The organism is Wenzhouxiangella sediminis (assembly GCF_003410055.1).
Taxonomy (GTDB): domain Bacteria; phylum Pseudomonadota; class Gammaproteobacteria; order Xanthomonadales; family Wenzhouxiangellaceae; genus Wenzhouxiangella; species Wenzhouxiangella sediminis.
Window position 1 is genome coordinate 18373 of the sequence record NZ_QUZK01000051.1, and the last position, 14684, is coordinate 33056.

At 65.7% G+C, this 14684-nt stretch carries 8 protein-coding genes; 3 read left to right on the forward strand and 5 right to left on the reverse strand.

Features of this window, described 5'->3' with window-relative positions; all coding sequences use genetic code 11:
• Positions 1 to 7 precede the first annotated feature (7 nt).
• From guaA to DZC52_RS13875, 3 genes are all read right to left on the reverse strand, one after another.
• Entirely contained in the window at positions 8 to 1576 is a 1569-nt protein-coding gene (guaA, locus tag DZC52_RS13865; protein ID WP_116651745.1) for a glutamine-hydrolyzing GMP synthase, read from the reverse strand.
• Positions 1577 to 1695: 119 nt separating this feature from the next.
• Positions 1696 to 3153 (reverse strand): IMP dehydrogenase, encoded by a 1458-nt coding sequence (gene guaB, locus DZC52_RS13870; RefSeq protein WP_116651746.1) that lies wholly within the window; start codon positions 3151 to 3153, stop codon positions 1696 to 1698.
• 194 nt (positions 3154 to 3347) lie between these two features.
• Positions 3348 to 3719 carry a HesB/IscA family protein gene (locus DZC52_RS13875; RefSeq protein ID WP_116651747.1) on the reverse strand — a complete coding sequence of 124 codons (372 nt, stop codon included), beginning with the start codon at positions 3717 to 3719 and terminating at the stop codon, positions 3348 to 3350.
• Positions 3720 to 3775: 56 nt separating this feature from the next.
• On the opposite strand from DZC52_RS13875, the gene asnS reads away from it, so the two are divergent.
• Positions 3776 to 5176: an asparagine--tRNA ligase gene (gene asnS / locus DZC52_RS13880; protein WP_116651748.1), complete on the forward strand. Its 1401-nt coding sequence runs from the start codon at positions 3776 to 3778 to the stop codon at positions 5174 to 5176.
• Between the two features lie 245 nt (positions 5177 to 5421).
• Here the strand turns inward: asnS and DZC52_RS13885 are convergent, their stop codons facing one another.
• The gene (locus DZC52_RS13885; RefSeq protein WP_147307713.1) at positions 5422 to 9429 is read right to left on the reverse strand and encodes a choice-of-anchor D domain-containing protein; all 4008 of its coding nucleotides are present in this window, start codon (positions 9427 to 9429) and stop codon (positions 5422 to 5424) included.
• Between the two features lie 255 nt (positions 9430 to 9684).
• Positions 9685 to 10206 carry a DUF3592 domain-containing protein gene (locus tag DZC52_RS13890; RefSeq protein ID WP_116651750.1) on the reverse strand — a complete coding sequence of 174 codons (522 nt, stop codon included), beginning with the start codon at positions 10204 to 10206 and terminating at the stop codon, positions 9685 to 9687.
• A 272-nt stretch (positions 10207 to 10478) separates the two neighbouring features.
• Here DZC52_RS13890 and DZC52_RS13895 point away from each other — a divergent pair, with 272 nt between their 5' ends.
• The gene (locus tag DZC52_RS13895) at positions 10479 to 13376 is read left to right on the forward strand and encodes a tetratricopeptide repeat protein (RefSeq protein ID WP_181918962.1); all 2898 of its coding nucleotides are present in this window, start codon (positions 10479 to 10481) and stop codon (positions 13374 to 13376) included.
• Positions 13377 to 13488: 112 nt separating this feature from the next.
• The gene (locus DZC52_RS13900; protein ID WP_116651752.1) at positions 13489 to 14619 is read left to right on the forward strand and encodes a beta propeller repeat protein; all 1131 of its coding nucleotides are present in this window, start codon (positions 13489 to 13491) and stop codon (positions 14617 to 14619) included.
• Positions 14620 to 14684: the final 65 nt, after the last annotated feature.

Consider the following 14684-nt stretch of genomic DNA (forward strand, 5'->3'; position numbering starts at 1 on the left):
CCCCGGCCTACTCCCACTCGATGGTGGCCGGCGGCTTGCCCGAGATGTCGTAGACCACGCGGGAAACGCCGTCGCATTCGTTGATGATGCGGCGCGAGACGTGGTCGAGGAAGTCATGGTCCAGGTAGGCCCAGCGCGCGGTCATGAAGTCGATGGTTTCCACCGCGCGTAGCGCGATGACGTACTCATAACGACGCGCATCGCCGACGACGCCGACCGACTTGACCGGCAGGAACACGGCGAAGGCCTGGCTGACCTTGTCATACAGGCCGGCCGAGCGCAGCTCGGAGATGAAGATATGGTCGGCCTTCTGCAGGGGTTCGACGTACTCGGGCTTGACCTCGCCCAGGATGCGCACGCCCAGGCCCGGCCCCGGGAAAGGGTGGCGCATGACCAGGGACTTGGGCAGGCCCAGCTCGATGCCGATCTTGCGGACTTCGTCCTTGAACAACTCGCGCAGCGGCTCGACCAGCTTGAGGTTCATGTCCTCGGGCAGGCCGCCGACGTTGTGGTGAGACTTGATGACCTTGGCCTTGCCGGTCTTCGCGCCCGCCGATTCGATCACGTCGGGATAGATCGTGCCCTGCGCCAGCCAGCCGGCTTCCTGGTGTCCCTTGGCGGCGGCATCGAAGACCTTGATGAATTCCCGGCCGATGATCTTGCGCTTTTCTTCGGGATCGGACACGCCGGCCAGCGCATTCATGAACTGGTCGCGGGCGTCGACGCGCTCGACGCGCACGCCCAGGTGCTCGGCGAAGATCGCCATGACCTCGTCGCCTTCCTGGTATCGCAGCAGACCGGTGTCGACGAAGATGCACAGCAGCTGGTCACCGATGGCCTGATGCAGCAGCGCAGCCACGACCGAAGAGTCGACTCCGCCCGACAGACCGAGCAGCACGGTGTCCTTGCCGACCTGCTCTCGCACCCGCGCGATCTGGTCGTCGATGATCGCCTCGGTGGTCCAGGTGGCATCGCAGCCGCTGATGTCGAGCACGAAGCGCTCGAGTATGCGCCGCCCCTGGCTGGTGTGCGTGACCTCGGGGTGGAACTGCAGGCCGTAGAGCCGCTGGTCCTCGTTGGCCATGCCCGCGATCGGTGCGGATGTCGTCGTGCAAGTCGTCACGAAGCCTTCGGGCAGGCCGGTGACCTTGTCGCCGTGGCTCATCCAGACTTCGAGCAGGCCCTGCCCGTCCTCGACGCGGTCCTCGATCCCCTCGAAAAGGCGGCCCGGCTCGGCCAGCGCGACTTCGGCGTAGCCGAACTCCTTCTCGTCGGAAGGACTGACCGCACCGCCGAAATGCGCCGCCATCGCCTGCATGCCGTAGCAGATGCCAAGCACAGGCACGCCCAGGTCGAACACGAGGGGCGGAATTCGCGGGCTCTCTTCCAGCGCCACCGATTCCGGTCCACCGGAACAGATGATGCCGCTGGCGGCGAAATCACGGATGGCCTCGTCGCCGACGTCGAAAGGCATGATCTCGGAGTACACCCCGATCTCGCGCACCCGCCGGGCGATCAGCTGGGTGTACTGCGATCCGAAGTCGAGAATCAGGATCCGATGACGATGAATATCCATATGACTATGCGCTTTTCCTGAACCCTGAAACCTGAACCCTGAAACCTTCCACGACGAGGCACGGTTTCAGCTCGTTGGCACGAACAGCCGCCCCGCTCCGACCCGCGGCAGAGGGCCGGTCAACCCAGCTTGTAATTCGGCGCTTCCTTGGTGATGGCCACGTCGTGGGCGTGCGACTCGCGCACACCATTCGCCGAGATACGAACAAAACGCGGCTTGGTGCGCATTTCTTCGATGCTGGCGCAGCCCACGTAGCCCATCGCCGAGCGAACACCGCCCATGAGCTGGTGAACCACGCCGCCGATCGGGCCCTTGTAGGGCACACGGCCCTCGATGCCTTCGGGCACCAGCTTGTCGGCGTCGGCCTCGGCCTGGAAGTAGCGGTCCTTGGAGCCCATCTCCATGGCGCCGAGCGAACCCATGCCGCGGTAACTCTTGTAGGAGCGCCCCTGGTAGAGCTCGACCTCGCCGGGCGCTTCCTCGGTACCCGCCAGCAGCGAACCGATCATGACCGTGGAAGCGCCGGCCGCCAGGGCCTTGGCCACATCGCCGGAGAAACGGATGCCGCCGTCGGCAATCACGGGCACATCGTGCTTGAGCAGTGCTTCGGCGGCCGCGGCCACGGCGCTGACCTGCGGCACACCAATGCCGGCGACGACGCGGGTCGTGCAGATGGAGCCCGGCCCCTGGCCGATCTTGACGCCGTCCGCTCCGGCCTCGGCCAGCGCTCGCGCGCCCTCGGAGGTGGAGACATTGCCGCCGATGACCTGCACGTCGGGATAGTTGCTCTTGACCCACTTGATGCGGTCGAGCACGCCCTTGGAGTGGCCGTGCGCGGTATCCACCACCACGATATCGACGCCCGCGGCCACCAGGGCCTGGATGCGATCCTCGGTGTCGCCGCCGGTGCCCACGGCCGCGCCCGCCAGCAGTTGCTCGGCGCTGTCCTTGGCGGCATTGGGGAAATCGCGGGACTTCTGGATGTCCTTGACGGTGATCAGGCCCTTGAGCTCGAAGTTGTCGTTGACTACCAGGACCTTTTCGATTCGGTTCTTGTGCAGCAGCTCGAGTACTTCGTCCTGGCTGGCGCCCTCCCGGACCGTGATCAGGTTGTCCTTGCGCGTCATGATGTTGCGCACGGGATCATCGAGCTTGCGCTCGAAGCGCATGTCGCGGCTGGTGACGATGCCGACCAGCTCGTTGCCGTCGACCACCGGCACGCCGGAGATGTTGTGCTGGCGCGTCAGTTCGATGACTTCGCGGATGGTCGTGTACGGCCCGACGGTGAACGGGTCCTTGATCACACCGGCCTCGTACTTCTTGACCACCCGGACGTGATCGGCCTGCCGCTCGATCGACATGTTCTTGTGGATGATGCCCACGCCGCCGGCCTGCGCCATCGCGATGGCCAGGCGCGCCTCGGTCACCGTGTCCATGGCCGCCGAAAGCAGGGGGATGTTGAGCTTCAGGTCGCGCGTGACCCGGGTCGACAGGTCGACGTCCTTGGGCAGGACCTCGGTGTAATCCGGGACCAGTGAAACGTCGTCAAACGTGAGGGCTTCTTCGATCAGACGCATATTGGCGGGCTCCGGCGGGTAAATCCCGCCATTTTACCGCGTTAGGCTTACGGTAGGCAATTCGCGGATCAAATTCGAAACTCGAAGCAGCAAATCCGGAACAGAAAACCCATGGGTTTCGAGCCGTTTGGGTTTTCGAATCTTGAATTTGCTTCGGATTTCGGGTTTCGGATTCCGAATTTCCGTCGGTCAGGTCACTGACCGACGGTGAAGCTCTCTCCGCAGCCGCACTCGCCCGTGACGTTGGGGTTGCGGAATCGGAATTCGCGCACCAGGCCCTCGTGGACGAAATCGACGGTCGTGCCGGCCACCATCGGCATGGCCTTGTCGGAGACGACGATTGTCAGTCCGTCCTGCTCGAAGCTGTGGTCGGACTCTTCGATTGCCTCGGCCAGGCCCACGTCATAGGCCCAACCCGAGCAACCGGTGCGGCGGACATCGATACGCAGTCCCAGGCCGCCCTCGCGCTCGAGGAACCCGCGCACGCGCTCGACGGCGGCTTCGGTCAGTCGAATCCCCCGATCCGGGGCGGTTTGTGCCTGATTTTCTTGGGTTGCCGTTGCCATGTTGGGTATTATTGCGGCTCGCCGTTCGCGTTTCAATGACAAGGATTCTCAACACCATGCAGACTGCCAGCATCAAACAGGTGCTCGGCGGCGAAATCGCCGTCGGTTCCGAGGTGACCGTCCAGGGCTGGGTACGCACCCGCCGTGATTCGAAGGCCGGATTTTCCTTCATTCACCTCAATGACGGCTCGACCTTCGGCAATCTGCAATTGGTCGCCGACAAGGACCTGCCCAACTACGACGACGAGATCCGCCACCTGACCTCGGGCTGCTCGCTCACCTGTCGGGGCAAGGTGGTCGAATCCAAGGGCCGCGGCCAGAGCGTCGAAATCCAGGCCGGGACCGTCGAAGTCGTCGGCTGGGTCGAGGACCCCGACACCTACCCCGTCCAGCCCAAGAAGCACAGCTTCGAGTTCCTGCGCACGGTGGCCCACCTCCGGCCCCGCACCAACACTTTCGGCGCGGTCACTCGCGTGCGCCACGCCGCGGCACGGGCCATCCACGAGTTCTTCGACGAGCAGGGTTACTACTGGATCAACACCCCGATCATCACCTCCTCGGATGCCGAGGGCGCCGGCCAGCTCTTTCGCGTGTCCACGCTGGATCTGATGAACCTGCCGCGCACCGACGAGGGCAAGATCGACTTCCGCGAGGACTTCTTCGGCCGCGAGGCCTTCCTGACCGTGTCGGGGCAGCTCAACGTCGAGGCCTACTGCCTGGCCATGAGCAAGGTCTACACCTTCGGCCCGACCTTCCGCGCCGAGAACTCCAACACGGCGCGCCACCTGGCCGAATTCTGGATGGTCGAGCCCGAGATCGCCTTCGCCGACCTGAACGACCTGGCCCGCCTGGCCGAGGATTTCCTGAAGTTCGTATTCACCCGCGTGCTGGATCGCTGCAGCGAGGACATGGAATTCTTCGCCGAGCGCATCAACCCGGAGGCCATCGAGCGCCTGAGGAAGCTCATCGAAACCGATTTCGTGCGGATGGACTACCGCGAGGCGGTCAGCATCCTGGCCGACAGCGGCGAGAACTTCGAATACCCGGCCGAGTGGGGCCTGGACCTGCAGACCGAGCACGAGCGTTATCTAACGGAAAAACACTGCAAGGCGCCGGTGGTGGTGATGAACTACCCCGACGAGATCAAGGCCTTCTACATGCGCCTCAACGACGACGGCAAGACCGCCGCCGCGTTGGACGTGCTGGCCCCCGGCATCGGCGAGATCATCGGCGGCTCGCAGCGCGAGGAACGACTGGACGTGCTCAAGCGCCGCATGGCCGAGCACGGCCTCGATGCCGAGACCTACAGCTGGTATGTGGACCTGCGCCGCTACGGCACGGTGCCCCACGCCGGCTTCGGCCTGGGCTTCGAGCGCCTGCTCAACTACATCACCGGCCTGACCAACATCCGCGACGTCATCCCCTATCCGCGCACGCCGGGTCACGCCCCGTTCTAAACCAGGCAACCCCTGTCGCCCCGGACTTGATCCGGGGCCTTAGCTGACGCTGGCGCCTGCGGCTGAAAGGTCCCGGCTCAGGGCCGGGACGACGATGTGTGGGGTGGCCGTTCCAATTTCGTCGCCCCGGACTTGATCCGGGGCCTTTTCTGATGCCGGCACCGGCGGTTGGAAGGTCCCGGCTCGGGGGCCGGGACGACAAGGTGCGGGGTGGCCAACTTTCGGTTGCCGGCGGGGCTCTCCAGTCACTGGAACCCCTGGAATCGGTCGGAGAAGATCGCGTCCTCGACGCTGTCGGACAAACCGATACCGCTGACCGGGATGACGTAGGTCCCGTTGGGATCATCGGAGCCGATCCGAACCTCGGCATCGGTCCACGTGCCTGCCGCCTCGGGGACGAAGCGCAGGGAAACGATACAGGTCTCACCGACATTCAGCGGCGGCGAGCTGGAGGTGCACGAGCCGCCGTCGAATACGAAGTGCAGATCGTCATCACCCCACAGCGTCGTGAAGCCCATCTGCAGCGGCTCATCGCCGACGCTGGTCACGGTGATCACCACCGAGTCGCTGGACTGGCCGACCTGGACCTCACCGAAGTCGATCGAGGCCGGACTGAACTGGCCGAAGGGGCCGTCGAACTGATAGCGAACCAGGACTTCGGCACTGTTGTTCGAGGGGTCCAGATCGAATGCGGCACTGCTGACCGTGGCGCCGACACCGGTGTCCTCATGAAAGCCGGGCGTGCCGTCGATCACCAGCACTGCCGTTTCGCCCGGCTGCAGCGACCCCACGGTCCAGAGGCCCGAGTTCGGCTCGTAGTCGCCGCTCGAGGCGAAATAATCCTGGGGGATGAACCCGCCCGACAGGGGCGTCACCTGCACGCTGACGGCATCCGCCGCGCGCGCGCCGTTGTTGACGACCTCCACGGTCATCGTCAGGGCATCGCCCATCCCCGCCCATTCGGCGTCAGCCTCGATGCTCACGGCCAGGTCGGTGAACGGATCGACCTCGGCGAAGGCCAGGTTGTTGAGCGGCTCGGGGTCTTCCGAGAAGCTGCTGGCCGAAGCCGAGCTCATGAAACCGCCCGAGCCGTTGACCAGGGCCGCAACCTCCAGCAGCGCGCCCTCGCCCACGTCGAGGCTGCCCAGCTGCCACTGGCCGGTGGCCGAGTTGTAGCTGCCGAGGCTGCTGTTGTGGCCCTGGTAGCTGTAGCCGGTGGGCAGCAGATGGGCCACCTCGACGCCATCGGCCGATTCGGGGCCGAGGTTGTCGACCAGCACTGCGAAGGTCACCTGATCGCCCGGCAGCGCCGCGGCGGGCGAGACACTGTGAACCAGCTTGAGGTCGGAGCGGCTGCGCAGGACATCAGGGGTCAGCGTGGCCACGTTGTTGTTCAGGTTCGGATCGAACTCCGGGGCGAAGATCTGCGCCTCGATCGCATACGGTGTCTGTTGCGTCACCTGCAGCTGCAGGCGCAGCTGCGCTCCGGCGCCTGGACCGCTGCCGGCCAGGTCGTCGAGCTTCCACAGCATGTCGCCGGGCAGGAAGGTGCCCTGATCGGAGTCGTCGAAGTCGATCAGGGTGTATCCCGCCGGCAGATCGATGGTGACCGCGGGCATCCCGGCCAGGTCGGGACCGGCGTTGCCGGCCAGCACATCGACGATCACCACATCGCCCGGTTCGACCGGGTCCTGATCGATGACCAGCTTGAGCGACAGATCGGCCGTGTCCACGGCCGGCGGGATCTCGCCGTAGAGTCGCTGGATCGGGGTGACCAGGGTTGATGAACTCTGGGCGTTTCCGATCCGATACTCGATGCGCACGTAGAACTTGCCCGGCAGACCTGCAAAACCGTCCAGGCGCCAGTCATCCCCGTCGCGGCTCATCCAGCCGCCCCCGGCGGCCGGCACGAAGTCGTCCGCGTCGCAGCAGGTCTGCGAGACCAGCACCCGGGGTGTGCCGAGCACGGCCGGCGCAGAGCCGAAACCGGTCAGCCGATCCCAGACCAGTCGCTCAGGCTGGCCCGGCGTGCCCCAGACGATGCGCTGGCGTAGCGGCAGGCCGTCGGGATTGGCGAAGCGATGCAGGTGGTCATTTATTCCCAGCAATACCCGACCATCAAGGGTCATTTGCAGGGCAGTATTATCACGGATTAACTCAACACTACCTGCGGACCACGGCTGTACGCCCGGCCACAAGGCATTGCCGGCGTGATTCAGCAGGGCAAGATGCTTGCTCTCCTCGTTCAACAGGAAAGTTCCAGCGGCCAAATAACCAGAACCTCTCTTCTGGATCGAAATAACCCTGCTACGATCAAGCGAAGCGCCGCCTCCTTCGAAAGGACTGGCCACGGTATGGTTGCCGTTCTGATCAATCAGCGACCAACCGTACTGGTTGCCACCGAAGGAGTATTGGATTCTCCCTCCCACAACGATGTGATCGTCGATGACTATTGATCGGCAGAGGTGCCGCCCAGCACCAATGGCAAGCGGCGGATCAAAGCTTGACCAGAGCTGTCCGCTTGGGGTGAAGCGGGCGAATATTAGTCTATCTTGGCTGGCATAACCTTCGCCACATGTGTACACCCAACCATCGTCATCCACCGCCAAACTATTGAGAGAAGCCTGCGACTCGGTCCAACTGGGTGAGAAATTGGTATCCAGGCTGCCATCCGGGTGCAAGCGCGCCAGGTCGAGACGCGCCTGTTCGTTGACCTCAGAAAACCGCCCACCGATCAGAATCTTGCCGTCATCGAAAATATGGATCGAATTGACAAGGGGGGAATTATCTCCTCCGACTTCCGCATTGAAACTGGTGTCCAGACTACCGTCCGGGTGCAGACGGGCCAGCCGGGAGCGTGGCGTGCCATTGACAGTTTCAAACCACCCGCCAACGAGGATGCGACCATCGCGTTGTACGGCGATAGCATTTATTGTCACGCCGTCGATCAAGGGCGCAAAGCTGCTGTCCAGGCTGCCGTTGAGATGCAGGCGCGCCAGAGATCTGCGGCTGGTGCCGTTGATATGGGTAAATACGCCCCCGACCAGAATGCGACCGTCGGCTTGCAGTGCGATTGTTTTCGGCGAGAGGAGGCCCGACGGGGCAAACTCCACCTCCGCCTGCGCTTGATCGATCCTCCCCTGAGCATCCAGCCGTGCCAGGCGATTCCGACCCAGGCCGGTAATCTGATTGAAGGCCCCACCGAGCAGCACTGCGCCATCGTCCTGAACCAGCACCCTGCGTACTGCAGCGTTGGGGTTGACCAGTGGGGCAAAGCCGTTGTCGACGCCGCCGTCTTCGTTCAGGCGGGCGATTCGGCTGCGCGGGCCCACGCCGCTGGTGAAATCGCCGCCGATGAGGGCGCGGCCGTCGGGCAGAAGATCCAGCGCGTAGACCGGGCCGTTCAGGCTGGGCGGCTCGTAGGCCCCATCCACGCTGCCGTCGGCGTTCAGGCGCAGGACAAAGCCATCACCGTCGACCTCGCCGGCAACCAGGATGCGGCCGTCGTCCTCGATCTGCAGGGCCTGGACCGTGCGCACACCGCTGGCCAGGCCGGCTGCCTGGAAACTGTTGTCGACGGAACCGTCCTCATTGAGCCGGTACAGGCGCCGGGCCGGAATCTGTCCGGTGATGCCGATGCTGCCGGCCACCAGCAGCTTGCCGTCGTCCTGCACCGCCAGGGCGCGAACGCTGCCGCTGAAATCCGGCGGCACGAAGCCCGTATCGAGCTGGCCGTTGTAGTTCAGCCGGGCCACGCCGGTTCGGGCCTGGCCACCGACGTTGGCGAAACTGCCACCGATGTAGATGCCGTAATTGCCGGTCATAGGGTCGGGCTTTTCGGCCAGGGCATGGATATCGCCATCGGGATTCGAACCGGACCAGGGCGAAAGCGGCGCACCGTCGCCGTCCAGGCGCTGGATGCGGCCGTTGAAACTGCCGGCAACGACCAGATCGGTACCGCCGGCCAGCAGGCTGACGTTCACGTCTCCACCGCTCAGGTTCGGCCCTGCGAAGAACGAGGTGTTCCGACCGGCCGCGTCGAGCATCGCCAGGCGCGAGCGCGGTGACCCGGCAATGCTGGTGAAGTTGCCGCCCACCAGGGTGCCGTAGGGCGTGCTGGTCAGGCTGTAGACCATGCCGTTGGGATTGGGCTGGTAGCCGTCGTCCTCGGTCAGCGCCAACACCGGGCCGGCCCAGGCCAGCAGCCCGGTCAGAAGCAACCCCATTACAACCTGCCATTGCTGTCTATTCATTTCCATCTCTCCCGTGCCAGCCTGGTGCTGACCTTGAACCATGAATCCCGAACGCAAACATCTCTCCGGCGGGCCGGTGCTGCATGAAATCAACTTGAAAAGCGCGTGAAAATTCGTTGCTCAAGGCTCGAAGCGATCGCCGAACAGACCATCGGCCTGGAGTTCGAAAGCCCCGATCTCGGGCTGGCCGCGCCGGTCGCGGTCGAAGCCGAGCTGCCGCAGGCCAGAACGTCCAGGTTGCCGGCCGGGCTGCTGTTACCGGCGACATGGTGTGTTCTCCCTGGAAATGAGGATCAATCGGATGGCGGCGAAGGCCAGCAAGAGCAGGCCGAGCAGAATGCGGCCGGCATCGTGGCGCGACAGGCCGGGCTGGACCAGCGCGCGCCCGGGCCTGGATGGATCGACATGGACGGTGATCACGGCACCGGGCAGAAAACGCCGCACGGCCTCGGCCCGGCCACCCGAGGCGCGATAGGCCGACCCGGCGAAGACCCGGCCGTCGTGAACATAGCGATAGCTGAACACCGCACGCGCGGCCAGCGGCGGCAGCCAACCCGCGCCCTGATCGAAATGCGCTTCGGTAACCTGGGCGCGCACCGGCACGGAATAGTCCGAGGGCCAATGGGACAGTTGCGGCAGGACACTCATCGCCACGAGCAAAAAGCCGCCCAGGCATGCGAGCCGCCACACGAGCAGACGGCCGGCCGGGCTGCAGCCGCGGACCATTCCCGCGCTGCCCGCGGCCGTTTCAACCCGAGTGGAGCGGGAACCCTGCATCGTTGACGTTCTCCCGGCAAAGCGATGGACTTCGGGCCCGGCCCAGCCGGCCGAGCACTTCGGTCAGCATCTCCCGCCTGTCCTGTGCAGACTTGAAATCAGCTTGAAACTTGCGTGAAAGCCGCTCCCTCGGGTCGAGGCATCACCCAGCGAACATGACAGCGCTGAGGTTTGATGGCAATCTGATATAAAGAAGTCCTGTCGGATTGACCATCTGTGGTGCCTGTCGCGGTCGACCAGGACCGCCCGGGCGCCTTCGTGCGGGGATACGTGTGAGGATCGAATTCGAGAACTTCCAGCTCGACACCGAGCAGAAGCAAGTCAGCGGGCCCGACGGCCCCGTCATTCTCCGGCCCCAGACCTTCGCCGTGCTTTGCCATCTCATCGAGCAGGCACCGGCCGTGGTCAGCCGCGACCAACTACTCGACGCCGTGTGGGGGCACCAGGCCACCTCGGTCAGCTCGGTCGCCCAGACCATCAAGGAACTGCGCCAGGCGCTGGGCGATTCCAGCAGCGAACCGCGTCTGATTGCCACGCGCCGTCGGCTCGGCTACCAGTTCATCGCCAGCGTGCGCGCGGTTTCCGACGATGGCGAGGCGAGCGATGAGCATGACACTGCGGCCGTCATCGCCCCCCCGGTATCGGAATTGCCGGCCGATCGACTCAGCCGCTATTGGCCCTGGCCTGCGGCCGCGGCTGCCCTTGTGACCCTGCTGGTCGTCGCCCTGTGGTGGATCCAGACACCCAGCCCGGTGGGCGACCGCGGCCAGCTGCCGACCCTGGCGGTGGCCGGCATGGTCAACTCCAGCGAGGACCCGGAACTCAACTGGATCGGACCGGCACTCGAGACCTACCTGGGACACGCCCTGGTCGAGCTGGGCGGGTTTCGCGTCCTGGCGGTCGATTCGGCCGCGGCGGCCAGCGAGTCCGGCATGGAAGGCATCGACTACCTGGTCGAGGGTCGCTACCTCAGCGCCGGGGTCGATGGCTCGCGCCTGCTGGCCAGCCTGCGCCGGCCCGGCTCGAACGAGATCCTGACCAGCCTGGAGTCGGGCCGCAGCGACTGGGATATCGCGTCGATCAGCATCGACATGGCCAACGCCATCCGCGACCGGCTCGGTTTCGCGCCGCCACCGGAAGCCGACGACGCAGCCATTCGGGCCCGGCTACCGCGCCGCCCCGCCAGCCAGCAGGCCTACTTCGCCGCAGTTCAGGCACTCGAACGCTTCGACACGGCCGCCGCCCTGGAATCGCTCGACCGCGCCCGCGAGCACGAGCCCGACAACCCGCGTCTCGACCTGCTCAGCGCCCTGGCGCACGAACGGCGCGGCGACCTGGCGACCGCGCGTAAGTTCAGCGAACGTGCCATGGCCGCCACCCGCCTGTGGCCGCGACGCGACCGGCTTGACATCGAGGCCACTGCAGCGATGCTGGCCTTCGACTGGCAGCGCGCCGCCGACCGCCTGCAGGCGCTGACGCAGTTCTTCCCCGACCCCGGCAGTAGCCGCCGCCTGGTCCGGGCGTTGAGCCAGTCCGGACGCTTCGACGCTGCCACCGAAGCGCTCCAGTCGCTCCGGCTCAAGCAGCCCGAGGACCCGCGACTTGCCCTGCTCGACGCCGAACTGGCCGCACTCCAGAAGCAGCATGATCAACAGCTCGAAGCCGCACGCGAGGCCGCCGAACTGGCCACCAACCAATCCACCCCGGCGCTACTGGCCACGGCCCAGCTGTCTCAGAGCGAAGCCCTGATCGAACTGGGTGAATGGTCGGCTGCGCGCGAGCGGCTCGCCCGGCTGACCGCCGGCGACAGCGACCTGTCCGACAGCGACCACGCCCGTGCCCTGCTGCAGCTGGCCCGACTGGAGTTTCTGCAGGGCGACCTGGAGCCGGCCCTTCAAACCGTCGATCTCGCCGAGCAGCTGTTCGAAGCCATTCCCCACCCCGTGGGCCTGGCCGAATCCGCCCTCCTTCGCGGCTCAATCCACGAACGGGCAGGTCGCCTGAACGATTCGATCGGGGCCCTGGCACAGGCCCTGACCCGCTTCGAGACCGTCGCCGACCCGCGCCGCGTGGCCCGGGCGCACGTCCAGTTCGGCAACACCCTGATGCGCGCCAACCGGCCCGACGAGGCAATCGACCACCTCCACCAGGCGGCGCGCAGCTTCCGCTCGCTGGGCGACCGCCAGGGCGAAGGCGCGGCCCTGATCAACCACGCCACCCTGCTCGCCCGTTCCGGTCGCCTGCCGGACGCCGAACCGATCTTCCAGCGCGCATTGGAAGCCTTCGAGGACGCCGGCGACCTGCGCGGACAGGCCATGGCCCTGGGCAACCTGGCCGCGATCGCCGGCGACCGCCGCGACATGACCCGTTCGATCGAGCTGGCCGAAGAGTCGTTGGGGATCTTCGAGATGCTCGGCGCCCGAACCGATATCGCCCGGGTGTCCTACAACCTGGCGCTGATCCACCGCCGCCAGGGCGAGCTGCTCAGCGCCGAGCGCCGCATCCGCCAGGCGGGCGAGGCCTTCGCCGAACAGGGTGCGGTACTGATGCAGATGCGCGCCTTGACTACCCTTGGCGCCATCCTGGTCGGCATGGGCCGCTTCGAGGAACTCGAGGCGGTCATGCAGACCATCGAGACGCTCGACATCGAAGACCCGGCCGAGACTGCGGTGGCCCACATCGTTCGCGGCGAGCACGCATTGATCGAGGGCGACCCCGAGGGCGCCCGCAACGAATTCCAGCGCGCCCACGACCTGATGACCGGGATCAACGCCGAAAACCACATGCTGGTCACCGAAATGCACCTGGCGCGCGCCGACCTGGCGCACGGCCAGGCCGTCGCCGCCGAGCAGACCGCACGCCGCCTGGCCTTCGCCTTTGGCGAGATCCGCATGGTCAACCGCCAGATCGACACCCTGCTGCTGCTGGCCGAAGCGCTGATCGAGCAAGACCGGCACGACGACGCCGCCGGCGTGCTCGGCCAGGCCGACGAACTGCTGGTCGGCTCGCCCGATGCCGAGCAGACCCTGCGCCTCGGCCTGCTGCGCAGCCGGGTTGCCCCGCCCGAGCTGGCCCGCGAGCGCCTGGCCTGGGTCGAGGAAACCGCAAGCCGGCAGGGCTTTCTGCCGCTGATGCAGCGCGCTCGCGGACTGCTGACGAAAGTCGACTGAAAGCGCGCCGACCCGGCGCGTTTTCAAGCAACTTTCAAGCTGATTTCACCCTGCCGGACGCCCCACCCGGAATGATGACGACTGTTCTGTTCATCATTCCGGAGATCGCATCATGACCCATCGTTCCGCATCGCTCGTTCAGCTTGTCCTGCTTGCGGCCTGTCTGCTTCCCACCACTACCACACAGGCCGGGCCCGGCAGCTGGTCAATCCACAACGTCGGCTGCGATGCCTCCCAACAGCACGCGCTGCACCGCGACGACGACGCCACCCTGTGGGTCGGCTGCGGCACCGGCAGCAGCGGGTTCGGGCTGCACCGAAGCACCGACGGCGGTCAGAGCTGGCAGGTACCGACGACCAACCCCGCCGGCATCATCGATACCTTTCGTGTTCACGATATCGAACGGGGCCACGACGGCGCCCTGTACCTGGCCGGGACGATCTCCGATGCCGGCACTCAATACCGCATCATCCGACTCGATACGAGTGGTACCCAACCCTACCCTGCTGAGGCCGCCCTGATCGGCGCGCCGGTGGCCGGCCTCAACGACACCATCGGCCACTACGCCGAACTCGACAGCGGCGCAGCCCTGACCGCCTCGCAGACCGGCTGGACCAAGCTGTTCCGCCCCGACTCCACCGTCGGCAGTTCAGCCCAGGACTGGACCCGCCTGGACGGCATCGAGCCATTCACCAGCCTGATTGCCCACGACGGCGGCTTCTACGGCTCGGGCAGCCGCAACAGCGTCGCGCCGCGGATCTTCCTGCCATCCCAGACACCCGGTGCCCTGCCTTCAGATCTGGTCGAAGTGATCCTCGACCCAAGCTACGATGGCGAGCTGTGGGGCATCGCGGTCAGCAACGAGCGCGTCGTCGCCGTGGGCCGGCAGACCACCCCGACCCTGGGCAAGATCTACGTCAGCAGCGGCGACCCCTACAACCCGGCCAACTACACCGTGCACGAGTTCCGAGACGATGGCGACAGCTGGGCGCACGGCGTGTGCATGCGCGGCGACCGCATAGTGGTCGTCGGCCGGCGCTTCCCGTCGGGATCACGCGCCCTGGCCTCGACCAACGGCGGCTTGAGCTTCTTCGACATCTCCCCGACAGGCTCCGGCGCCCTCCTCAGCCAGTGCGTTATCGCCCCGGATGGTGAGCTGACCGTATTCGGGTCCGGTGGCTTCATCGGCGTCTTCGACGGCCTGGTGGCGGGTGATGTCCTTTTTGCAGATCGATTCCAGTAAGGCATCCACCCCATGTCATCCCGCCACCAAGCCTGGAACTCGCGCGTCAAAGTCACTGCGCGGCC

Bases quoted from the DNA above. Each gene is read 5' to 3' on its own strand.
- guaA (WP_116651745.1), bottom strand. From the start codon at position 1,576: ATGGATATTCATCGTCATCGGATCCTGATTCTCGACTTCGGATCGCAG.
- guaB (WP_116651746.1), bottom strand. From the start codon at position 3,153: ATGCGTCTGATCGAAGAAGCCCTCACGTTTGACGACGTTTCACTGGTC.
- DZC52_RS13875 (WP_116651747.1), bottom strand. From the start codon at position 3,719: ATGGCAACGGCAACCCAAGAAAATCAGGCACAAACCGCCCCGGATCGG.
- asnS (WP_116651748.1), top strand. From the start codon at position 3,776: ATGCAGACTGCCAGCATCAAACAGGTGCTCGGCGGCGAAATCGCCGTC.
- DZC52_RS13885 (WP_147307713.1), bottom strand. From the start codon at position 9,429: ATGAATAGACAGCAATGGCAGGTTGTAATGGGGTTGCTTCTGACCGGG.
- DZC52_RS13890 (WP_116651750.1), bottom strand. From the start codon at position 10,206: ATGCAGGGTTCCCGCTCCACTCGGGTTGAAACGGCCGCGGGCAGCGCG.
- DZC52_RS13900 (WP_116651752.1), top strand. From the start codon at position 13,489: ATGACCCATCGTTCCGCATCGCTCGTTCAGCTTGTCCTGCTTGCGGCC.